We start from the raw sequence: 23,354 nt of genomic DNA, 5'->3' as shown, positions 1-23,354 counted from the left end.
TGACCGTTGCATGCGCCACAGATGCCGACAGGCATGGCGGCAGGAACCTACGTGCCGGAATCAGTGTCCCGTCCGCGGCTTCCAGGCTGGCTCCGACGCTGTCATCGTCGATTCGACGACATCCTTGGTGTCCTGGCCAAGCACCGGCGCAGCGAACGGCGCGGGATTCGGTGTGCGGCCGAAACGGATGGGATTCGTCACGCCGCGATACCGGCCCACCGCCGGATGCTCGAATGTCGTCACCAACTCTTCTGCCAGTACTTGCGGGTGATCGAACATGTCTTCGATCCGGCGCGCCGCGGCGCTGGGCACCTCGTCGCCGAAGATCTGCTCCCATTCCTCGGCACTGCGCATCGCCAGCGCCTCGTGCAGCACGGGAACGATCTCTGCCGCAAGTTGCGCGCGTTTGCGCACCGTGTCGTAGCGGGGATCGTCGGCGAGTGCCTGCAGTCCCATCTTCGAGCACAACGCCTGCCAGAACCGCGGCGTGTTGGCGGAGATGTAGATGTATCCCTGACGGGTGGGATGGATGCCGGTGACGCCGCCAGAGCGCATGTCGCGACCGATGTCGAGGGCTTCGCCATCGGCCCAGATCATGCGCGCCGACTGCATGGTCAACGCGCTGCGCAGCAGCGACACGCCGACGAACTGTCCTAGGCCGCTGCGCTCACGTTCGTACAGCGCAGAAGAGACGCCGGCGGCGAGCAGGGCCGCGGCGTAGTAGTCGACGACCGAGCCGTAGATGATTTCCGGCGCACCGCCGCGCTTGCCCTGCAGGGTGCACATCCCGGTCATCGTCTGCAGCACCTGGTCGTAGCCGGCCTTGTCTTTCAGCGGCCCGGTCTCGCCGTACCCCGTCACCGCGCAGTAGATCAGGCGCGGATTGATCAGGCTGAGCCGATCGAAGTCGATGCCCAGGCGCGGCGGGACGCTCGGACGGAAGTTGTGGACGAGGACATCGGCATCGCGCACCAGGCGCAACAACACGGCATGGTCTTCCGGCCGCTTGAGGTCGAGCACGACGCCGCGCTTGCTGCGGTTCACGCCGAGGAACGCACGACTTTCGGAGGGCAGGGTCGATGGGTATTGGCGCAGGTTGTCGCCGCCAGGCGGCTCGACCTTGATGACGTCCGCGCCTTGATCGGCGAGCAGCGTGCAGCCGTACGGACCTGCGATGTACGCGCTCAGGTCGATGATGCGCACGCCGCTCAGCGGGCCTGCCACGGCGTCGTCCTCTGCCGGTTTTGACGGGTCGCTCATGCGTGTGGAGAAGCCGATGCGGGGGCGTTACGCATCACTCTGCGGGATGGCGTGACCGGGAAACAGGCAGGCTTCATATGTTCTGGTACTACAAATTATTGGTTACCGGCGCGATCGCTTCCGGTGGCGCCAGCGACATCCAGGTCAGGCGCCACGCGCCATCCACACGCCCGCCCGCGCGAAAGTATGGCTCGAACACGATCGGCGCGCGGTCCGGCAGCAGCATTTCGACGCGTGGCACGTCGTCAGCCAGCGTCAATCGCAGCCATGCCTCTGGCGGCGTTTCCGGCAACCGGATGGTGTCCTCGATCTTGTAGCCGTCGATCAATCCGGTCGCGTACACCAACGGCCCGCGTGTGAGCGCGAGGTAGTCGAAGCGCAACACTTGCTGCTGCACGGGACTCCCGTCCGGTGCGCGCGACTCCTGGATGTTGCTGTTCGTGGCGCGATGCACGTGCACGCGCATTGGCAATCGCAGCACGACTTCGTCGCCCTTCAGCCAGCGGCGCCGGATGGCGGCGTAGCGCCCGGGTTCGATCGCGATGTCGCAGGTCTCGCCATTGATTTCCACTGCGGCAGCGTCCGTCCACGACGGAATGCGCAACTGCAGTTCGAATTCGGCTTCCGTTTGCGTATCGATGCGGATCCGGATATCTCCGTCGAAGGGATACGCCGTCGCCTGCACGAGTGTCACGCGCCCTGCTGCGGGCAACTGGACGACCGCCTCGCTCTCGCCGTAAACGTTGACGCTGATGCAGTCGTCCGAAGCGGTGTATGCGATCGCCGGCAACTCCTCCAGCGCCATCGCGCCGCTGGATTTGCAGCAGCGCCAATAGGTGGTGTGCACGCGCCTGCCATTCGGAAACACGTAGTAGCACCAGTCTTCGCCATCCGGCGCCTGCGCGCCTAGCAGGTCGTTGTAGGCGGCGCGCTCGATCTCCTCGGCATGGACCGGGGCTCCGGTGATGGCAAGCAATTCGCGGTTCAATTGGATCCACGCCAGCGTCGAACAGGTTTCGACATACGCGTACGGGCTGAAGACGCCGGCCGGGTTGAACACTTCACGCGAACGATGCGCCACGCCACCCCACGGCCCGCCGCCCAAGGTGAGGTGATGGTCGCGGATGCTGCGCCACAGTGCTTCCACCGCCTCGCGATAGCGCACGTCGCCCGTGGCCCGATGCAGCTTCGCCAGCCCGACGAGATTCCACGCGAGCTGGTAAGCCTTGCCGGTCGCGATCTCCGCGGCGTCCGCGCCTGCCAGCGCACGCGAAAGCAGCCCCAGCGCCGGGTTGCGATCGGCGCTCGCCAACACATGCAAGGCGAGATCGAGATAGCGCTGTTCGCCGGTCGCGAAATACAGTTCCGTCGCAGGATCCATCAGCACGGTGGCCGACATGCCGTGGTGGTTGCCGAGATCACTGATGTCGATGCCGCCATCGACCAGCGTCCGCCAGCACAGATCGCCGATGCGGTGTGCGGCATCGAGATAGCGCGACTCCTGCAGGACGCGCGCGGCTTCGATCAGTCCAAGCAGCAGATAGGCATGCGTCCAGATATCCCAGGTGCGCACGCTGGGTGCGCCATCCCAGGTGCCGGGCTTCGGTGGCTGCGGCCGCATGAAACGCCGTTCCGGCGCATAGGTGCCGAGGTAACCGTCGTCCTCCTGCACCGATATCAGGTAATCCGCGACGCGCCGCAACTTTCCTGCGAGCTCGGTGTCATCGCTGCGGGTGACCGCCTTGGATGCGGCGTACAGCCACTTGCCCGCGTGCTCGCCGTACCAGTCGCCTTCGATGTTCTGCGCGCGGCGTTGCGGCGAGAACATCTCGATCGCCGGACTGTGTTCGTCAACGATGAAATGCGACAGCCGGCCGCGCAGGTTCGCCTCCAGCGCTTCGCCGAGCACACCGCGCATGCGGGTGGCGATCGTTGCTGCCATCAACCAGCGTCCACGGCGCAGCGGAAGCCGATGCCGCCGGAGCGGTCCTTGCACGGCGCCATCAACAGGTATTTGCCGTGCTGGTCCAGCCGATAGGCTTGCGGAAAATACCAGTGCGACGTCTGCGGCTGGTACAGGCTACCGCCGCGCAGGATCGCGGCGCGGGTATGTTCATCGTGGTACTCGTCGGTCCATTGCCAGACGTTGCCGACCAGGTCCATCACGCCGAACGGGCTGGCGCCGGCAGGATGCGCATCGACGTCGTCCGGTGCGCGCATGCGTCGCGCGCGGCAGGGCTCAGGCACCGCGTCGTCGCGCCACGCATTGCCCCACGGATACACACGTCCGTCGGTGCCCTGCGCTGCGTACTGCCATTCCCATTCGCGCGGAAGCCGCTTGCCCACCCAGTGTGCGTAGGCGCGCGCATCTTCGATCGACACCCAGGTCACGGGCTTTCGTTCCCAGCCGCGTGGCGGCGCGCCATCGCGCCAGTGACGCAGGAAGTTGTGCGCATCCCGAGGCCAATAGTCCGTGGCTTGCAGGAATTCCAAAAATTGCGCGTTGGTGACCGGATAACGGTCGATGTGAAACGCCCGCATCGCCATGCGCTGGCGATGGCCGCGGCGCGCGCTCGGCTCCCACGGGTACTGGACGTCGACGCCTTCCCACGTCTGCCCCTCGATCTCCACGCCGCCGACCACGAAATCGAAATCGCCGGCGGGAATCGTGACCATGCCCTCAGGAGGCGAAGTCACGCGTTGCGTAGGTTCGATTTCAACCAGCGCCTGCGGCAACGAGCGCCACGCATTGGACAGTGATTGCAGCGACACGCGGCTGCGTTCGCGCATGGCCGCCAGGAACGCTTCGAGTTCCGCTTCATCGCTGCCCGCGTCGAGCGCAAGCACCGCACCGAAACCGCGCGGCTCCATCGCGAAAGTCAACACTGCCTGACCACCGTCGATGCGCGGCTGCAGCGCCTCGCCGTTCCATGCGTCGAAGTAGCGCGTGCCCTCCGCATGCGGCACGGCGATCTGCTCGCCGTCGACGGCGAACTCGTTGCGATTGACGAGCGTCCACAGCGCCCTGCCCTCGCCTGGAAAACAACTTGCGAACACACCTGCCTGCCGCGTCCGCGCATAAGGCCGCCAATCCATGCTGACCATCAGCGACGCGAACCTGCGCTCGATGGCGCTGATCCGGCGCAGCGTTTCCGCATCGCGCGGGGTGAGCTGGTTCCAGATGCCCCAGACGTTTTCCCAGGCGTTGTAGCCGATGCCGTTGAAGAAGATGTACTGCAGGTCGTGATTGCGGTCGCGGCCCCAGCGATTCTCGTAATTGATCATGTGGCGTGGCTCGAGCCACTTGAACTTCGCGACCGGGGGGACGACCTCGTTCGGCGCTTTCTTGCCCCAGCTCTGGACGTTCCAGATCAGCGCTTCCTCGGCGCTGATGGTGGATTCCGGCTGCAGCACGACCGGATGTCCGGCCGCGTCGCACGCATCGAAGAACGCACGCGGCACGCCGTTGTAGGTGTCGCCGTTGACGCCGTCGGCACCCACGGCAGCGACGAGTGCGGCGATCGTGTCCCAGTCGTTGCGCTCCGGCACGCGGGTACCGTTGTCCCATGGCATGGTCGGCAGGAACACCCGCACGCCGCGACGATGGAATTGTTCAATAGCACCGCGCAGTCCTTCGATCCCGCCCGGCAGGTCGTAAGCGAAATCCGTCTTGTTGCGATCGTCGATGCCGATGTTGGGATAGACGAACCAGATCAGCACGCTGTCGATGCCACCAAAGCGCGCTTCGAGATCGTCGAGGTAGCGGTCGACCGTGTATTCCCCGGCGACCGGATCGTAGAAGTAGCGATCCTCCACCATGATCTGCGCATGCACGAAGTTGCGCTGCGCCCATTGCAGTTCCGGGCGACGATAGTTGGCGTCGTCGTAACCGATGCGCGTCAGGTGTTCGCGTCGCCAGTCCAGCAGTTCCGCGATCCAGTCCTCGGCGGTGGCATTGACGTCGATCTTCCAATGCCCGATTTCGGCGAACGGCCAACCCGGTGCCTTACCTGGTGTCGGCAGGTAACGGCCTGTGGTGACATGGGAGAACTTGTATTCCGTGGCCACGCGCTGGCGCGGGGCTTCGTCGCCGGGCGTTTGCTGCGAGTCGATGTCGTAGGGAGACGTCATGGTCTGGAAGCAGATCAGTGAAGCGACAAACCGCAGTATGCAGCCAGTGCGTCGCGCGCATGCACGCCATTGTCCTCACCCGAGGCGAGCATGGCGTCGACTTCCGAGCGCGACGGCACGCTGGTCTGTGCGCCGAAACGGGTGCAGGCCAGCGCCGATGCCGCCGATGCGCGGCGCAATGCGTTGTCCATCGATTCGCCCGCGGCCAGGCACGCCGCAAGCGTGCCGCAGAAGGTATCGCCGGCACCGGTGGTGTCCACGGCCTCGACCCGGAATCCGGGCTGCAGCAGCACCCGGCCATCGACATTGGCGCAGCATCCGCGCGCACCAAGGGTGACCACGACGCTCGGTAGGTGGGGATCGCCGATGCGCGCCGCGATATCGCCATGAGCGGACACGACCGTAGCGAGCTCGCCTTCGTTGACCACCAACAGGTCCACCACCGCCAGCAGGGATTCCGGCAACTGTTGCGCCGGCGCGGCGTTCAGTACGACCGTTACGCCAGCGACGTGCCCCTTCCGTGCCCAGGCCTCGACGCTGGCGAGCGGCGTCTCGAGTTGCAACAGCAGGCAGTCGACGCCATGCAGCTCGGGCAGGTCTTCTTCACGCAATTGCGCGTTGGCGCCGGAGACGACGGTGATGGCGTTCTCGCCATCGTCGCCGACGCACACGAACGCCGCACCAGTCGCCACCTGCGGTGTCCGTACGATGTCGAGTTGCACGCCCGCCGAACGCAGCGATGCCTCGATCGGCTCTGCCTGCGGGTCGTCGCCCAGCGCCACCAGCATGCGGGTTTCGACATGGCCCGCCCGCGCGCAGGCAACCGCCTGGTTGGCGCCCTTGCCGCCCGGAAAGGTCGTGCACTGGTATCCGAGGATCGTTTCACCCGGAGCCGGCACGCGCGGTGCGCGAACGACGAAGTCCAGGTTGGCCGAGCCGGCGACCAACACCCTGCCCCTACGTCGTGCGGTCATTGCACCAATCCCTGGTAGACCAGCGTGTAGAAGTTGCGACTGATGCGCGGCAGGTCGCGCATGTCCTGGCGCGGCAGGTGTTGCAGCATCAGGATCGCGACGAGCTTTTCCTCCGGATCGATCGTGAAAGTCGTGGACGCCGAACCGCTCCAGCCGAACTGGCCGAGCGACCCGAGCTGGCCGCGGAGCGCAACGTCGATCACGACGTAACCGCCGAGGCCAAAGCCTTCGGCATTGCTGAACTGGGTGACGGGCCGATCCAGCATCGTGAGGTGGTTGCGCATCATTGATTCGACCGTCTTGCGTCCGAGGATCGACACGTCGCCGAGCTGGCCGCCGTTCAACAGCATCTGGCAGAAGCGCGCGTAATCGCCGGCCGTCGAGTACAGCCCGCCGGCGCCGCTGGTGTACGCATTCAAGGGAACGCCGGGATGCAACGCACTCGGTCCGTCATCGAGGCGAAGTTTGCCGTCCTCGCCCATCGTGGTGATGTCCACGACACGTCCGCGCTCGGCATCCGGCACGCTGAAGCCGGTATCGCGCATGCCCAGCGGCACGAAGATCCGCTCGCGCAGAAACTGTTCGAACGACACGCCGCCCACCACTTCGACCAGCCGTGCCGCCACTTCCAGCGCAGCGGCGTCGTAACCGAAACGGGTGCCGGGATCGGCGGCCAGCGGTGCGCGCGACAGCCGTTCGACGAAGCCGCGCAGATCGCGCGCGCCGTGCGGGTCGTCTTGCTCCATGCGTGCCATGGCCGGCTCGTCGCCCTTCAAACCGGCGGGGAATCCAGCCGTGTGCGTGAGCAGGTGGTGGATGGTGATCGGCCGCACCGCGGGTCGCGAAACCGGCTTCCCATCCGCGCCTGCGGTCAGCACGCTGGGCGCAGAAAATCCGGGAAGGTATCTGGACACCGGATCGTCCAACGCGATGCTGCCTTCCTCGACCAGCATCATCACCGCCACGGTCGTGACCGTCTTGGTCATGGAATAGATGCGGAAGATCGCATCGCGCGCCATCGGCGCCTTGCGTGCGAGATCGCGATGGCCATACGCCTGCCAGTCGACGATATGGCCGTTGCGCGCAACGAGCGTCACGCCGCCGAGATATCCGTTCTGGTCGGTGGTCTTGTGCATGAAGCGGCCGAGTTTTTCGAGACGCTCGGGCGAAAAGCCTTCGGCAGCGGGCGCCACGACTGGCAAGGGAGCATCCGCAGGCAACGCGACCGCCGGAGCGGCGGTCGCAAGGAACGCGGCGAGCATGCAGAAAAATCGCATGAAAGGGGAAGCTCCTGCTGCCCTGGACGCAGAGGCCGGTGAACTTGCACCGGCCTCGCGCGATAGGAACGCCATCGTCAACCGGTCAGAACGTGAACGTATGCGTCAGCGACACCATCCGCCCGCGACCCGCCCAGTAGTTCTGGAAGCCCGGCACCTGCGACCAGCTGAGGATGTACTGCTTGTCGAACAGGTTCTCCACGCCGAGCGAGAACTTGCCGAAGCTTTGGGTTTGATAGTTCACACCGAGATCGAACAGGGTGTAGCCATCGGTTTCCTCGCGGTAGCTGTACGTGGCGCCGTCGAACGGCCGCACGTCGGAACCCGACAAGGTGCGTGAGCGCAACGTGGTCGCGCCGAGGTTGATCTCGCCATTGGGAACGAATTTCCAGGAGACCGACCACGCGAACTTGTCCGGATTGATGTCGAGCACGCCCATCGGCTTGCGCAGTGCGCCCGCCGGGTACAGGCCGGTAGTGCTCGCCGGGTAGAACGACGTCATGCCCTCGGTATGGGAATAGATCGCGGTTGCTTTCCAGTTCTCGGAGAAGCGCCATTCGGCATTGAGTTCATAGCCTTCGATGTCGACCGGCGCACGCGTCAGGATGAAATCGTTGGTGGCCGGATCGATCGCCAGCGAAGCGCCAAAATCGGAGTGCGAGTCATAGCGCGATCCGCTCAACGACCAATCGTCGCCGCGCCAGGTGAAGCCGAACTCGGTGTTCTCGAAGATGATCGGCTGAAGGTCGTCGATGCGTTCCACCGATTGGCCGGGCACGCTGATGTTGCGCAGCGGGATGCCGATGTTGGGCAAGGTGTAGCCTTCGCCGTAGGACCCGAACAGCGAGAAGCCATCGGTCACGCGCCAGATCGCGCCGAAGTTGACCAGGTCCTCGGTGTATTCGACGTTGCCGCCCTGGACGAACACGCTGTTGCGGAACGCCGTGGTGGTGTAGCTGTCGACCTGCAGTTCGTCGTCCTCGCGACGATAGCCGCCGCTGAGCGTGACCGGGCCGATATCCCACGACAACTGGATCCAGGGCGCGGTGCTGGTGTACTCCATCGGCGGCACCCAGAGGCGATCGGTCAGCGCCAATCGCTGCTGTGCCGTGTCTTCGACCAGGTCCAGGCCGATGCGCATTTCCAGGCCCGTCACGCCGAACAACTCCGGGCGGGTCCACGACGAACGCAGGCCGTGCTTCTCGGCGACGATCTCCGACTGGTCGTAGATACGTTGGTCCACCGGAGGTGCCGGCTTGACCAACTGCTTGTCCTCACCGTTCTCCGGCAGGTAGCGCATCGCCTGGTCGGCCTTGTACGCATTGAGGACCAGCGTGCCGCCGAAGAAATCACTATGCGAGTAGTTCAACTGGTATTGCTTGAAGTCGTTGAATTCGGCCAACGAACCGGCGATCGATCCACGTTCGGACGTATTCGTTGTCGGCACGGGGCAAGCAGCCGGGTTGTTCTCGTCGAACCGGCAACCCTCGACCTGGTGGTAATTCGCCTTGCCCTCGATCTTGAAGTGGCTGGCCGAGGCTTCGAGGCGCTGCGCATAGTCGGCACCGAAATCGAAGCCGACCTTGACGAAGAGATTGCGCGCTTCCGAGTCGGAGACCGAGCCGCTGGTGTTCATGCCGACGCGGCGACCGTTGGCGTCGTAGGAGATGCCGCGGTCGATGTACGAGGCGCTCAACAACAGATCGTAGGCCTCGGCCTTGCGCGCGAAGTTGACGCCGAGCTTCCAGCCTTCGCTGTCGTCGGCGAACTGGGAGGAGTAGCGCGAGGTGATCGTGGTCTCGTTGCCTGGCTTGGTCGGCACCTTGGAGATGTAATTGATGATGCCGCCCGCCGCGCCGATGCCTTCGGAAGCCGAAGGGCCGTTGATCACTTCGATGCGGCCGACCAGGCCCATGTCGGTGAACGTGCCGTTGCGCGTGCCTTCGCGCAGTGGCGAACCCTGCGGCACGCCGTCGAACAGGCGCAACGCGACGCGGCCGCGCAGGTTCTCGCCGGTGTTGCTCATCGCCTGCGAGGACTCCGCATAGCCGGGCACCGTGCGCGCCAGCACCGCGGTGGCATCCTCGGTCAACACCAGGGTCTGCTGCACTTCTTCCTGCGAGACCAGGTTGATGGCGCCGGGAATCTTGTCGACCGCCTTCGGGCTGCGCGTGCCCGTCACGATCACCCGGTCGAGGTCGGTCGGCGTGTCCTTCTTGGCCTGTTCGTCGGTTTCACCCGAAGTGTCCTGCGCCTGTGCGTGCGCTTGCGACGCGACGGAGGCCAGCAGGATGCAGGCGATGGCTGCGGAAAGTGGCTTGATCATGTGCAGTCTCTTCTGTTCGTAGCTGCGAGAGCGCGCCGCTGTGGCGCGCGGTATGAACTCGAAAAGCGGATCCGCGGCATCCGTGCGAATCGGCGCCCCCCTCACGGCGCCGTGCAGTCCTGCGGTGTGTGTGGCTCGCAGCCTATGGCCACCTGCGTCGGGCGGAAACCGCCCCGCACTATGTTCAGTGCCTAGTTTTTGTTGCTGCTGCGATGCAACATCCGGTGAGTCCGGTCAGCGCGTTCGCGTATCGGCGTGGACTACGACGCCTTCGCTGCCTTGCGGCATTCCTGCAGCAGCACGTTCACCAGCCGGACGCGCACGCTCGATCGCGACCAGACGATCCCGATGCGTCGCGGCTCGGCAGGAAGCGGAAGCGGCAAGCGCACGAGCCTGACGCCTTCCGGCCACGGTCGTGCCCAGTCGGGGACGAGCGATACACCAAGCCCGCGGTCGACCATCACGGCGATCGCGTTCAGTGCATTGAGTTCGAACCGCTCATGCGGAACGATCCCGGCGGCGCGGAGGTAGTCGTCCGCCTGGCGCCCGCCCCATTGATGGCGGTCGTAGCGAATCAGGGGTTGTGTCGCGAGCAGCTCATGCGGATCGCGGCCGGCCATGCTTTCCGGCGCCAGCACCACCAGCGGCTCCTCGCGCAGGAGTTGCCATTCGCAGGTTTTGGGCAGCGCGAACGGCGCTTGCAGCACGATCGCGGCATCGAGGTCGTTGTGCTCGATCGCGCGATACAGGTCCGCCGAGTAACCGGGCTGGATGAACACGTTGATCTGCGGAAACGTTTCGACCATGCGCGCCAGCACGTCGGGCAACATGCCTGCGAGCGCGGTTGGACAGGCCCCCAGCCGCAATTCCCCGGAGACCGCGTTGTCGTTGGCGATGCTGCGGAGATCGGCCACGCCACGCACCAGTTCGCGCGCGCGCTCGAAGATCCGCGCGCCTTCCTCGGTGACGCTGACGGTGCGGCCCACGCGTGCGATCAGCGTGGTGCCGAGTTCACGCTCGATGGTCCTGATCTGCTGGGCGACGGCGGCCGGCGTGATGTTCAACACGCGCGCCGCAGCGGCTAGCGAGCCCTGGTCGACGACGATGAGGAAGGTGTTGAGGTACTGCGTTTCCACGGCAACTCGCTCTGGGCCGCCGGCAGGCTACACCACTTGGTCACGCCTCCGCGAGGGCTACACCTGCGGCTCGGCCTCGGGTGCGGCACGGGACGGGCCCAGGTCGCGGTAGATCGTCAGCCCGTCGAGCGAACGCGTCGGTGCCGGGAAGAACAGGCTCGCCAGGTAGCCGATCACGATGCACAGCATGATCGAGATCGCCAGGTAGAAATAGGGATGCACGAGCTTGAAGGACCACGCCAGGAAGGTCAGCGCGATGCTGCTGGCGATGCCGATCGCCACGCCCGGCGAATTCGCGCGCCGGGTGAACATGCCGAGCGTATAGGCACCGGCGAAACCGCCGCTCAACAGGCCGGCGAGTTCGATCGAGACGTCGAACAGCGAATGGATGTCGAAACGCGAGAGGAGCAGCGCGGCGCCAATGCCGACCAGGCCGACGACCACCGTCATGATCTCGGCGAAGAACACGCTCTTCTTCTGCGTTCCGTTCTTCACCAGCTTGTCGTAGAAGTCGACCGAAACCAGGGTCGCGACGCTGTTCATGATGCCCGACAGCGTGGCCATCGCCGCGGCAAAGATGCCCGCGATGATCAGGCCGGTCACGCCCATCGGCAGCTCCGCGGCGATGAACAGCGGGAACGTCGCATCGATCGGCAACAGCGGATTCATCCGTTCCGGGTGGGCCTTGTAGTAGACGTACAAGGCCGTGCCGATGCCGTAGAACACGAAGCCGCCCGGGATCATGATCGCGGCGAACGCCCAGATGGAGCGACCGGCTTCCTTGTCGGACTTGGTCGACAGCGTGCGCTGCATGAGCACCTGGTCCTTGGGGAAGGTCAGCACGACGTCGAACAGCACCAGGAAGATGAAGCCCCACACCGTGGCCTTGGTGAGATCGAAGCTGAAGTCGAACAGGTGCATCTTGTCTTCGGCGGTCGCGATCTCGACGAACTCGCCGAATCCGCCTTTCAGCTGCCACACGATGAAGACGATGGCGAAGATCGCGCCGCCCATCTTCACGATGACCTGGACGAAATCGGTCCAGATCACCGCCTTCATTCCGCCCATCGCCGTATAGATGATGGTGAAGCCGCCCATGAGCAGGATGCTCAGCGTCAGGCTGATGCCGGTGATGGTGGCGATCGCCAGCGCTGGCAGGAACAGGATGACGCTCATGCGGCTGCCGATCTGCATGACGATGCACAGCGCGCTCGCCAGCATGCGGATCGCGGGATGGAAGCGGGTTTCCAGATAGCTGAACACCGACATCAGGTCGAGCCGGCGCAACAACGGCACGATCCAGACCGCGACGAACATCAGTCCGAGCACGGCAATCAGGTTGTTGGTGAGGTACTGCCAGTTGGTCTCGAATGCCTTGGCGGGGATCGCGATGAAGCTGATCGAACTGGTGTTGGTGGCATACAGGCTCACGCCCGCTGCCCAGAACGGAATGCTGCGGCCGCCGACGAAGAAACTGGCCGTCGAGTTGCGTTTTTCGCGCAGGTAGAAGAACAAACCGATGCCGATCATCGACGCCAGGTAGGTGATGATGACCAGCCAGTCCAGCCACTTCAGCAGCACCTTCGTCGACTGCACGCGTGCCTGGGTGAAGTCGATGCCGCGGCCGTCCGCGCTTGCCTGCGCCCAGAACAGGCCGTCCTGCCACGCCGCGGAATAGAGAGGATCGGAAACGGTCGCACCAGGCAGCGTCGCCCATGATCCGGTGATGGTCTGGAACGTTCGCAACTCGGCGGGTGCGTCCGGCTGCGTGGGATCGCGCACCAGATAAATGATGTGTGCCTGCCCGATCGCGCGCCCGGAACCCGGGAGGACGATGCCGGGAACAGTGCCGCGTGCCGTCCATCCCTTGTCTGCCGACCAGCGCCACAAGGTGTCTCCACCGGCGACGGTCGCGAAGATCGCGCCCGTCTGTCCAGCCAGCGTCGTCGCAGGCGCATCGGCCGGCCAGCCGGGGATTTCTTTCCATTGCGGGCGCACCGCGTCGAGCGAAATCTGCAACAGGCGTGGCGACGAACCGGTCAATCCCGCGACGAACAACGTCTGGCCCAACAGCGTCCCGCGCGTCTCGCGCATGGCCGCGGGCAAAGACGGTAATGCCGTGCGCCTGAGTTCGCCGTTGACGACCTGGATCTGCTCGACAGTCGTCACCTCGCCTGCGCCGGTTCCAGTCAACGCGTAGGCGCGCAGTCCGTCGCCAAAAACGCCTTCGATGACGGACGACGCCGCGCCTTCGGGCCATTGCGCACGCGACCACGCCGTGTGCCCGGGGGGATCGAGCATCCACACCGCTTCGCGCTGGATGGCGATCGGCGTGCCGCCGACGACGGCAATGCCTATCAGAGGTTCACCGCTGGGAAGCGCAGGGAGTGCCGTGGCCTTCACCGGCGTGAGGCTGTCCGCATGCGCGGGCATCACAAAGACAAGCGCGCAGAGGATCAACACCAGCAACCATGCACGCGTCATGAGGTCAACAGCCTTGGGGTTCGCGACGCGAATGGAACAGCAGTGGGAAGCGGAGTACGTCATCGGTTTCCCGCCAATAACGCCTGCGCGCTTTTGAGGAACGGCAGGTCGACCATGCGGCCATCCACGACAAACGCGCCCCGCCCTTCCCGTCGTGCCACCTGGGCCGCTTCGACGATACGACGCGCCTGCGCAAGTTCTGCCTCGGTCGCGGCGAACGCAGCATTGGCCAGCGCCACCTGGCTGGGATGGATGCAGCTTTTTCCCAGATACCCAAGACGGCGCGCGCGGCGCGCTTCTTCGGTGAACCCATCCGCATCGGCGATATCGGGAAACGCGCCATCGAGCACGAAGACACCGGCCTGCGCGGCGGCCATGCGCACGGCGAACAGGACGGCATGCACGTTGGCGGGATCGCCGCGATCGATGCCCAATGGCTCGAACAGATCGCCGAGGCCTACCTGGAGACCAGCAACGCGCGGATGCGCCGCGGCGATGACGGCCGCGTTGGCCAGTGCCTTCGGTGTCTCGATATTGACCAGCAACCGGATCGGCGCAGGCACATTGTTCGCCGCCTCCGCGCGCTCCAGCAGCTGCACCGTTGCGAGCAGTTGTTCGGCAGACTCGATCTTCGGCAGGTTCAGCAGCGCCAGTCCCGATCGCGCCACGGCCTGCACGTCCCCTTCGAACCACGGCGTGTCGGGACCGTTGGTCCGGACGATGATCGCCTTCGCTGCGCTTGTCGCTGCTTCGGAGCCGATGAACTCGGATACCGCCATGCGGGCATCTGCTTTCGATTCCGCAGGAACCGAATCCTCGAGGTCCAGCGACAACGCGTCCGCCTCGCCGGCCAGCGCCTTGGCGAACAAGTCCCGGCGGGCCCCGGGAATGAACAACTTGCTACGCATTGGCCGTTGCTTCCATCGCGTGGAGTTTGCGACAAAAGCCCTGCAGCTGGCCTGCGGTTAGGCATATTCAGACGATAGGGATTCTTTCGATTGGCGGGTGCAGTCGGGGGCGAGAAGCTTGTACAAGCCAACACCGGAACAATCGTTCACGCGCAGGGAGCGACGCTGCGTTGCAAGCTCGACGGTTGCAGGACAAGTACGCCGGCCAGACACTGTCTGCGCTGACCTGAGAGAACCGCAAGACCGATGGACATGCTGCTGGACCTGATTGCGGGCTACGGCCTCCTGGTCGTTTTCGTCTCGGTCTTCCTCGATCAGGGTGGGCTGCCGATACCGGCCTACCCGCCCCTGGTCGTTACCGCAGCGCTCGCCGTGGACAAAGGCGAGAGCGTGCTGCCCATCCTTGCGGTCGCAACCCTGGCGGCCGTGTTGGCCGACCTGTTGTGGTTCACCGGTGGCCGGCGCTTCGGCGTGCGCCTGTTGCGATTGATGTGCCGGCTGTCGCTGTCGCCGGACTCATGCGTGCTGATGACACGCGACATCTATGCCCGCTGGGGTGCGCCTTCGCTGATCGGCGCCAAGTTCGTGCCCGGTTTCGCCGCCGTCGCCACCACGCTCGCGGGCGAGAACCGCACGCCGGTACCGCGTTTCGTCTTCTTCGACAGCCTGGGCGCAATGCTGTGGGCCGGTGTTGCGGTCGCGCTAGGTGCGATCTTCCATGAAGCCGTCAATGACGTGCTGTTACGCCTCGAAGACCTCGGACGCTACGGGTTGCCCCTCGTCCTGGCCGTGATCGCCGCATTCGTCGCCTACAAGTGGTGGCAGCGTCACCGCTTCCTGCAGGAACTCAAGATGGCGCGCATCACCGTGCCGGAGCTCTACCAGTTGCTCTCGGGCGGCGCGATGCCGCTGATCCTGGATGTCCGCTCGCCCGCACAACGCGACGACGGCTGGATCCCCGGTGCGGTGTTCGTCGCCAGCCTGGCCGACGCGCAGTTGGACCCGCAGGACGAAGTGATCGTGTACTGCGACTGCCCCAACGAAGCCTCGGCGGCATTGCTGGCCCGCGAACTGAAAAAGCGCGGCTTTGGTCGCGTTCGCCCACTGGCGGGCGGATTCCATGCCTGGCAAGCCGAGGGATATGAGGTCGCACGCGACGTCTAGATGTCCGTCGCCGCGCGATCACCAGTCGCGAAGTCACAGCTGCGGCAGAGAGAACCAGGAACTTGACTAAGTGGTGGCCAGAGAATGATTCGAACCATCGACCAGAACGTCGGCGCGGCCAATCGATGATAAGAGAAAAAGGGCTGCATTTGCGCTGCTTTGCGTCCTTTCTCTGTACCGGAAACGACGATGCAAGGCCCTGATCTCTTGTCGAATTTTGGGAACCGACTCACACGGGAAGGGGAAGCCCATCGAGCCTACCAGCGTGAATCTCAAACTTTTGACCAGAACGTCTAAAGCAGAATTTCTCTCAGGCCTTGAATGTCTGCTTCCGACCCAAAAGCGCGTCAGCCATTCAGTACGTTCGACTGTCATTATTGCTCGCTGAGCATGGAGACCAGGGTCTCTCGAATCCAACGCAGTCCGCTGTGCCCGTGACTACGTTCGTGCCAGGCAACGGCGAAACCTTCCACAGGGAATGCCGAATACATTGGTGTCGAAAAGTGCTGCTGCCTCGTCGGTGGTCGTTTCCTCCACCGCGCCGATCAAATTCGCTCCCGCACTGTTGATCAGCACGTCGATACGGCCAGCCTGATCGATGACGAATTGGATTGCACGATGGACGGAAGCGTCGTCGCGAACATCCATCTCGACAAGCTCGACACCGGGTACGGGGGTTGTTTTGCTGATGCCACGCACAGTGCCGAACACTCGGCACTCCCGCGCGGCGAACTGTGTTGCGGAAGAACGCGATAGAACATTCATGCCGGTTTCCCTACCAGCGAGTCGCTGCCATCCGCCTTGATCTTGAACCAGATGGAATACATGGCCGGCAGAAACACGAGCGTCAGAATCGTTCCTGCGAACGTGCCTCCGATCAGCGTGTAAGCAAGCGTTCCCCAGAACACCGAATGGGCTAGCGGGATGAAGGCCAGGATTGCCGCCAAAGCGGTCAGGATCACCGGCCGGGCACGTTGCACGGTCGCCTCCACCACTGCACGGAACGGGTCCAGTCCCGCCTGTTCGTTTTCACGAATCTGTCCGATGAGGATCAGTGTGTTTCGCATCAGGATTCCCGACAGCGCAATCAAGCCCACCAGCGCATTGATGCCGAATGGCTGCTTGAAAAGAATCAGGGTAGGCACCACGCCGATCAGGCCCAGCGGGCTGGTCAGGAAGACCATGACCATTGCCGAGATCGAACGCACCTGGAAGATGAGGATGATCAGGGTGACGGCCAGCATGATCGGGAACAGCGGCAGCATGGCTTTGGTCGCCTTGCCCGATTCCTCGATGGAACCCGCCTGCTCGATGCGGTAGCCGCGCGGCAGCCTGTCGATGATCGGCTGCAGTTGACGCAAGATCGCCGTGGATACGTCGGGCGGCTGCAAGTGGTCGGGGATGTCGCCACGTACGGTGATCGTCGGCATGCGGTCACGCCGGCGCATGATGGGTTCTTCCATGCGCACATCCGCCTCGCCCACCTGCGACAGCGGGATGCGTTGCCCGTTGGCGCCGGCCAACGTGAAGTCCGCGATCCGGTCCGGATCGAGCCTGATGTCGCCGGAGGAGCGAGCGACGACCTGCACAGTGCGGATATCTTCGCGTACGGCAGTGATCGGTATGCCAGTCAGCAGGAATTGCAATTGCTGCGCCACGGCGCTTGAGGTCAGGCCCACCGCCTGCAGCCGGTCCTGCTGCAAGGTGAAGTGCAGCGTTGGCGTGCGCGTGCCCCAGTCGGTATTGACCGTTCGCATCATCGGGCTCGCCTGCATGACGTGCCGCACTTCGGCCGCGATCTCGCGCAGCTTGTCAGGGTCCGGTCCGACGACCCGGTAGGCGACCGGGAACGGCGAATACGGACCGAAGACGAGTTGGGTGACGCGAACGCGCGCCTCGGGGGCGAGGCCATCGGCGATCGCCCGGCGCAGCCGGTGCTTCAACGCATCGCGCTCTTCCTGGTTGTCCGTGCGGATCACGATCTTGGCAAACGACGGATCAGGCAGCTCCGGCCCCATCGCCAGGTAGAAGCGCGGCGCACCCTGGCCTACGTAGGCGGTAACGATCCTGGCTTCCTCCTGTTTGGCCAGCCATGTCTCCACCTTCGCCGTGGCGGCGCTGGTCTGCCCGATCGCAGTGCCATAGGGCATCTGCACCTCCACCAGCACCTCGGGTCGATCGGAGATCGGGAAGAACTGCTTCTTGACGATGCCCATGCCGAGAATCGCCAGGACGAAGAGCCCTACCACCGAGCCGGCAACCAGCCACTTGCGCGCGATCACGCGCTCCAGCACTTGGCGGAATCGGTTGTAGCGCGGGGTGTCGTAGAGCGCCTCGTGGCCGCCTTCGACCTTCTTGAAGTCAGGCAGCAGTTTGACGCCGAGGTAGGGCGTGAACACCACGGCGACTACCCACGACGCGATCAACGCGGTGCCGACAATCCAGAACATGTTGCTGGTGTATTCGCCCGCGGTGGAACGGGCGAAGCCATTGGGCATGAAGCCGACGGCGGTCACCAGCGTGCCCGACAGCATCGGCGCGGCGGTATGGCTCCAGGCGTAGGCGGACGCTTTGATGCGACTGAAACCTTCCTCCATCTTCACGACCATCATTTCTATGGCGATGATGGCGTCGTCTACCAGCAGGCCCAGCGCCAAGATCAGGGAGCCCAGGGTGATGCGATCGAAGTTCTTGCCGGTCGCGGCCATCACCACGAAGACCGCCGCCAGCGTCAGCGGCACGGCCGCGGCGACCACTACACCCACGCGCCAGCCCATGCTGACGAAGCTCACCAGCATGACCACCAGCAGCGCGACGAAGAACTTCACCATGAATTCGTCGACCGCCGAGCTGATATTGACGGCCTGGTCGGTGACCTTGGTCAGGTTCATTCCCAGCGGCAGCTCGGCACTGATCGCATTGACCTCGTGGTCCAGCGCCTTGCCAAGGTCGAGCCCGTTCCAGCCGTCGCGCATGACGATGCCCAGCAGCAAGGCGGGTTCGCCACCGTTGCGGATCAGGAACGTCGCAGGGTCTTCGTAACCGCGCCGGACGGTGGCGATGTCAGATAGCTTCAGCGTGCGGCCCTGCATCACCACTGGCGTGTCGCGGATCTTCTGCAATTCGTCGAACGCGCCATCCAGGCGGACGAGTACCTGCGGCCCCTTGGTTTCCACCGATCCGGCCGGAGTCAGGGCATTTTGGCTGTTGAGCGCGGCGAACACGTCCTGTGGGCCGACGCCCAGCGTCGCCAGGCGCTCGTGCGAGAACTCTACATAGATGCGCTCGGACTGCTCGCCGATGATGTTGACCTTCTTCACCCCCGGCACGTGCAGCAGGCGCTGACGCAGCGTCTCTGCTTCACGTGTCAGCAACCGCTGCGGTTCGCCTTTGGCCTTGAGCGCGAACAGCGCGAAGGTGACATCCGCGTATTCGTCGTTGACCATCGGCCCGATAACGCCGGCCGGAAGATTGTTTGCCTCGTCGCCGACTTTCTTGCGGGCCTGGTAGAACTCCTCCTGCACGGCCGAAGGCGGCGTGCTGTCGCGCAGACTTAAGGTAGTGAAAGCCAGGCCAGCTCTCGTGTAGGTCTCGCTACGGTCGTACCAGCGCAACTCCTGCAGGCGCTTTTCGATCTTCTCGGCGACCTGGTCCTGCATTTCCTGTGCAGTGGCGCCAGGCCACGCGGTGACGATGGTCATCACCTTGACCGTGAAGGCGGGGTCTTCCGCGCGACCCAGCTGGAAGAACGCAATGAGCCCGGCCAACGAGATCAGGCAGATCAGGAACAGGGTGACGGAGCGCTCGCGTACGGCAAGCGCCGACAGGTTGAAGCGGCTCGCGCTCACGGCCCGACTCCCGCAGTCGGGGCGGCAGATTGGCCGGCAATTCGGACCTGCTCGCCGTCGCGCAGCAAATGGGCACCAAGCGCGACGATGCGTTCGCCGTGCATGAGCCTGCCGGTGACGCGTGCGCCTTCATCGCTCACGCGCAGGACCGTAACCGGCCGCCAGGTCACCTTTGTGGGGCTACCGTTGATGACCCACACGCCCGGCCCCTTGCCCGCATCGAACAGGGCACCGACCGGCACCTGCAAGTCGCCATGCGCGCCGGAATGTCCGTCCGCAATCTGGATGGTGACCGTTGCGCCCAGCGGTGCGTTGGCCAGCTCTCCCTCGAGCACGTATCGCGCCTCGAAGGTGCGGGTCAGCGGGTCCGCGGCATCCGAGAGTTGCCGCAGCCGGGTCGGAACACTGACACCTTCCCTGCCAAAGAGCGTGGCCTGTCCGGCGGACCCGACCTTAGGGCGCAGGGTTTCCGGCAACTGGATGAGGGCTTCGCGGGGACCTGCGTGTGCCACGCGCACCACGACCTGTCCGGCGCTGACGACCTGCCCGGGTTCGGCCAGCGTTTCCATGACGACGCCGTCGCCGTCGGCCACTAGTTCCGCATAGCGGCTCGCGTTACGAGCGACCTCGGCTTGGGCCTCGGCCGCGCTGAGCTGTGCCTTGGCGGCGTCCGCCGCAGCTTTGGCTTGATCGTAGGCCGAGGCTGATACGGCACCAGTTCCGAGCAAATTGCGATAACGGACTTCTTCTTGCGCCGTTTGCTTCGCCTGCGCTCGTGCGGCGGCGGCAGCTTGCTGCTGCGCATTCACCGCGAGCCTGAGATCGACCGGGTCGATGCGCATGAGCGGTTGACCGCGCGTGACGGTCTGTCCCGCATCCACGAGCCGTTCCAGCACCTTGCCGGAGACGCGGAAGCCCAAGTCGCTCTGTACCCGGGCGGCTACGGTTCCGGTGAAGGAGCGCGATGCGGCATTTGCCCCTTGAACGGTGGCGACCCGCACCAGCGGGGCTTGGGTGCGCGGATCGGATGCGGTGGTATCGCCGCAGGCGACAAACGCGAACGGCAATGCGCAAAGGATTGCGGATGAAACGAGGCGCCGGAGCATGAGGAGAGTCCCACAGACGAGCTGATCTGGGACTGGATCATGATCCTAGTGACCAAACTAGTCAATAGTCACTATAGGCCGTTCATCATGGAGACAGGCTGCGGAGGATGAGACCGGACAGCCGGGCCGGCGCTTCGTCGGTGTAGTCGAAGCTGTGCTGCAGCAGCAGCGGATTCAGGTACGGACGCATGACCAGATAGATCGCCGTCGTGGCCTCATCGAGCGGGGTCTTGCGCTCGAAGTCTCCGGTTTGCCGGCCTTCCTGGACGATGTCCTGAAGCAGTGCCCGGATGCGCGCCTCATAGGCCAGAGCCGCTTGCCAACGTTCGCTGGCCGCTGAGGCCGCGATCTCATAGAGCTTGCGATCCTGGAAAAGCAGGCGAAGGCTCGCCTCAACGATCGCTTTGAACATCCGCCGCAGCTTCTCAGGCGGCCGGTCGGCCTCGTCAACGGCGGCCCTCACCTCGGCCTCGATCTCGAGCAGGCAGTTCGCGCAAATCATCTCGCCGATGGCCTGCTTGGACTCGAAGAACTTGTAGATGTAGGCCTTGGAAAAGCCCACAGCCTTGGCGAGATCGGAAACAGTCGTCTTCTCGTAGCCGTACCGGCTGAAGTGCTCGGTCGCTGCCGCGACGATCTGGTCCCGCACATCGTGATCGGCTGGGCCGCGCGCAGAACCTGAATAAGGGGCTGGTGTGTTCATTCCCTAAGCCTATCGCTTGGCCCATGAACGAATCAACAAGTGACCAAACAGTAATATAGTTACTGCGTGAAACAGCTCAGCCTACCCGATACGCCACGGCCCAGAGGCCGGAAGCGCAAGCTGAGATCCGTCATTTTAGGTGCGGCGACGCGACTCTTCGCCCAACGAGGGTTCGAGCAGCTCACGATGGCCGAGGTTGCCTCGGCGGCGGGGGTGCAAAAGGCGACGCTCTACTCGTACTTCGACGGGAAGTCCGCGTTGGTCGACGCAGCGATCGAGACGCTGTTGGAAGAGCTGCCTGTTTTGCGTCCATTAGATGGATCCCGCCCGTTGCGCCAGCAGCTCATCGACATCGGTCTTCAGCTGCAGGAGTTGGCAGCGCATCCTGCGGCTGTCTCTTTGGCCATCGGGATTGCAGAGCAGCGATTGTCTGCGAAACAGTTGGCCGCATGGCAGAGGCGGTACGAAGAGTTCGAACGATTCTTGGCCGAACTGCTGGAGCGCCATTGCCACTGCGAAGACCCCAAGCAAGTAGCACGACTATTCGTTCTTTTGGTGGTCGGCGACCTGTGCCCACAATCTGCGATTCTGGATAAAGAACCGCCAAGGATCGAGCGCGCCGTGGACTTTCTCTTGCGCGCCTATCCAGCAGTGCAGCTCAAGGTCTGACCATTCGAGAGGGCCAGGCACTCTCTCGTGGCGATAGTTGCATCGCCAAAGCCGGCCTAACCGACCACTTGGGGAGCGGCACATGAGTGACTGCTAGTGGCCGAAAGCTGACATTGGCGCTAATCGAAAATCGGCAAAAAGGCCTTAAAAACTATTCTCTGACGTAGGCACGTTGGCGCGGTATTGCAGCCGTGCGTTTTAAAGCTGAAAACCAGCAAAAACGCATCTTTTGGTCGACCTGCACTGACGCCAGAGAAAGGCACCGCTGACGTCGCCTATTTGCAGGTGCGGCGGTCTCTCTGCGACGAAAACAAATGTGCCAAGCCTTTGAATGTTCAAGGGCTTTCTAGGGCAAGCACTAGAGAGAAACGAGGTTACTGGACTAGATGGTGGGTCGTGAAGGATTCGAACCTTCGACCAAAAGATTAAAAGTCTTCTGCTCTACCGACTGAGCTAACGACCCACAGTTTTCAAAAAGGTAACGCTGTCGCGCTTCGCGCGACGATCACTCCCCTCTCCCACTTGCGGGAGAGGGCAAGGGGTGAGGGTCCCGGCCTTGCGCCGGGGCGTGCATTCTAACAAAGGGAGCGCCGACGCGGCAGCGCGTGCGGCGGCGGTATTCAGGCGTAGTGCGTGGGATCGGCCACCCCGGCCGCAGCGAAGCCTTCGGCGCGCAGGCGGCAGGCGTCGCAGTGGCCGCAGGCGCGGCCTTCGCTGTCGGCCTGGTAACAGGACACGGTCTGGGCGAAATCGACGCCGAGGCGCAGGCCTTCGCGGACGATGTCGGCCTTGCTCAGGAATTGCAGCGGCGCATGCACGCGCAGGCCGGCGCCTTCGACACCAGCCTTGGTGGCAAGGTTGGCGAGTTGCTCGAACGCGGCGATGAACTCGGGGCGGCAGTCGGGATAGCCCGAATAGTCGACCGCGTTGACGCCGCAGAAGATGTCTGCGGCGCCGAGCACTTCGGCCCAGCCGAGCGCGACCGACAGCATGATGGTGTTGCGCGCGGGGACGTAGGTGACCGGGATGTCGTCCTTGACCGCATCCACGCCTATCGGGTGGTGGTCGGTGTCCAGCGGCACATCGATGTCATCGGTCAGCGCCGAACCACCGATGCTGCGCAGCTCGACGTTGACGGTCTTGTGCGCGACCGCGCCAAGCGCGTGCGCGACGCGCGCGGCGGCGTCGAGTTCGGAGGTGTGGCGTTGGCCGTAACGCACGCTTAGTGCATGCACGGCGTAGCCCTGCTCGCGGGCGATGGCGAGGACGACGGCGGAATCCATGCCGCCAGAGACGAGGACAACAGCGTTCTTCATCGCATGCACCCTACTTCCGCTTCCCTGTGGGAGCGACGTAAGTCACGAAGGC

16 protein-coding genes and 1 tRNA gene are annotated in these 23,354 nt (G+C 64.1%); 2 read left to right on the top strand and 15 right to left on the bottom strand.

Annotated elements, in window-relative coordinates; all coding sequences use genetic code 11:
* Positions 1-60: 60 nt before the first annotated feature.
* The 9 genes from MO486_RS07585 to MO486_RS07545 all read right to left on the bottom strand — a co-directional run bounded on the left by MO486_RS07585 (position 61) and on the right by MO486_RS07545 (position 14,496).
* Complete coding sequence (locus tag MO486_RS07585; protein WP_242905774.1) at positions 61-1,260, bottom strand: CoA transferase; 1,200 nt, start codon at positions 1,258-1,260, stop codon at positions 61-63.
* Between the two features lie 88 nt (positions 1,261-1,348).
* Positions 1,349-3,202 carry a beta-L-arabinofuranosidase domain-containing protein gene (locus MO486_RS07580; RefSeq protein WP_242905772.1) on the bottom strand — a complete coding sequence of 618 codons (1,854 nt, stop codon included), beginning with the start codon at positions 3,200-3,202 and terminating at the stop codon, positions 1,349-1,351.
* Positions 3,202-5,391: an SUMF1/EgtB/PvdO family nonheme iron enzyme gene (locus tag MO486_RS07575; RefSeq protein ID WP_242905770.1), complete on the bottom strand. Its 2,190-nt coding sequence runs from the start codon at positions 5,389-5,391 to the stop codon at positions 3,202-3,204. The genes MO486_RS07580 and MO486_RS07575 overlap by 1 nt, the downstream gene beginning before the upstream one ends.
* A gap of 14 nt (positions 5,392-5,405) precedes the next feature.
* The gene (locus MO486_RS07570) at positions 5,406-6,365 is read right to left on the bottom strand and encodes a ribokinase (protein ID WP_242905768.1); all 960 of its coding nucleotides are present in this window, start codon (positions 6,363-6,365) and stop codon (positions 5,406-5,408) included.
* The gene (locus MO486_RS07565) at positions 6,362-7,642 is read right to left on the bottom strand and encodes a serine hydrolase domain-containing protein (protein WP_242905766.1); all 1,281 of its coding nucleotides are present in this window, start codon (positions 7,640-7,642) and stop codon (positions 6,362-6,364) included. Before MO486_RS07565 ends, MO486_RS07570 begins: the two co-directional genes overlap by 4 nt.
* An 85-nt stretch (positions 7,643-7,727) precedes the next feature.
* The gene (locus tag MO486_RS07560; protein ID WP_242905765.1) at positions 7,728-9,968 is read right to left on the bottom strand and encodes a TonB-dependent receptor; all 2,241 of its coding nucleotides are present in this window, start codon (positions 9,966-9,968) and stop codon (positions 7,728-7,730) included.
* Between the two features lie 260 nt (positions 9,969-10,228).
* The gene (locus MO486_RS07555) at positions 10,229-11,104 is read right to left on the bottom strand and encodes a LysR family transcriptional regulator (protein ID WP_242905764.1); all 876 of its coding nucleotides are present in this window, start codon (positions 11,102-11,104) and stop codon (positions 10,229-10,231) included.
* 57 nt (positions 11,105-11,161) lie between these two features.
* Positions 11,162-13,588, bottom strand: a complete 2,427-nt coding sequence (locus MO486_RS07550) for a sodium:solute symporter (protein ID WP_242905762.1) — start codon at positions 13,586-13,588, stop codon at positions 11,162-11,164.
* 59 nt (positions 13,589-13,647) lie between these two features.
* The gene (locus MO486_RS07545) at positions 13,648-14,496 is read right to left on the bottom strand and encodes a CoA ester lyase (RefSeq protein WP_242905758.1); all 849 of its coding nucleotides are present in this window, start codon (positions 14,494-14,496) and stop codon (positions 13,648-13,650) included.
* Positions 14,497-14,742: 246 nt separating this feature from the next.
* Between MO486_RS07545 and MO486_RS07540 the strand changes: the two genes are divergently transcribed.
* Positions 14,743-15,660, top strand: coding sequence for a rhodanese-like domain-containing protein (locus MO486_RS07540; RefSeq protein ID WP_242905756.1), 918 nt, complete (start codon positions 14,743-14,745; stop codon positions 15,658-15,660).
* A 438-nt stretch (positions 15,661-16,098) separates the two neighbouring features.
* Here MO486_RS07540 and MO486_RS07535 read toward each other — a convergent pair whose 3' ends face one another.
* The 4 genes from MO486_RS07535 to MO486_RS07520 form a co-directional block, all read right to left on the bottom strand.
* Positions 16,099-16,425, bottom strand: a complete 327-nt coding sequence (locus MO486_RS07535) for an SDR family NAD(P)-dependent oxidoreductase (protein WP_242905754.1) — start codon at positions 16,423-16,425, stop codon at positions 16,099-16,101.
* A complete protein-coding gene (locus tag MO486_RS07530) occupies positions 16,422-19,508 on the bottom strand; it encodes an efflux RND transporter permease subunit (protein WP_242905752.1) in 3,087 nt (1,028 codons plus the stop codon). Before MO486_RS07530 ends, MO486_RS07535 begins: the two co-directional genes overlap by 4 nt.
* On the bottom strand, positions 19,505-20,614 hold the full coding sequence (locus MO486_RS07525; RefSeq protein ID WP_242905750.1) for an efflux RND transporter periplasmic adaptor subunit: 1,110 nt from the start codon (positions 20,612-20,614) through the stop codon (positions 19,505-19,507). Before MO486_RS07525 ends, MO486_RS07530 begins: the two co-directional genes overlap by 4 nt.
* An 85-nt stretch (positions 20,615-20,699) precedes the next feature.
* On the bottom strand, positions 20,700-21,317 hold the full coding sequence (locus MO486_RS07520) for a TetR/AcrR family transcriptional regulator (protein WP_242905749.1): 618 nt from the start codon (positions 21,315-21,317) through the stop codon (positions 20,700-20,702).
* A gap of 66 nt (positions 21,318-21,383) precedes the next feature.
* Between MO486_RS07520 and MO486_RS07515 the strand changes: the two genes are divergently transcribed.
* Positions 21,384-21,986 carry a TetR/AcrR family transcriptional regulator gene (locus MO486_RS07515; RefSeq protein ID WP_345779202.1) on the top strand — a complete coding sequence of 201 codons (603 nt, stop codon included), beginning with the start codon at positions 21,384-21,386 and terminating at the stop codon, positions 21,984-21,986.
* A gap of 387 nt (positions 21,987-22,373) precedes the next feature.
* Here the strand turns inward: MO486_RS07515 and MO486_RS07510 are convergent.
* Positions 22,374-22,449, bottom strand: a tRNA-Lys gene (locus MO486_RS07510).
* A 157-nt stretch (positions 22,450-22,606) separates the two neighbouring features.
* Entirely contained in the window at positions 22,607-23,302 is a 696-nt protein-coding gene (queC, locus tag MO486_RS07505; RefSeq protein ID WP_242905745.1) for a 7-cyano-7-deazaguanine synthase QueC, read from the bottom strand.
* Positions 23,303-23,354 lie beyond the last annotated feature (52 nt).

Origin of the sequence: Lysobacter sp. CFH 32150 (assembly GCF_022758295.1) — a bacterium.
Taxonomy (GTDB): domain Bacteria; phylum Pseudomonadota; class Gammaproteobacteria; order Xanthomonadales; family Xanthomonadaceae; genus CFH-32150.
Note: the sequence above shows the minus strand (reverse complement) of the source record. Positions and strands in the feature narration are given on the sequence as shown.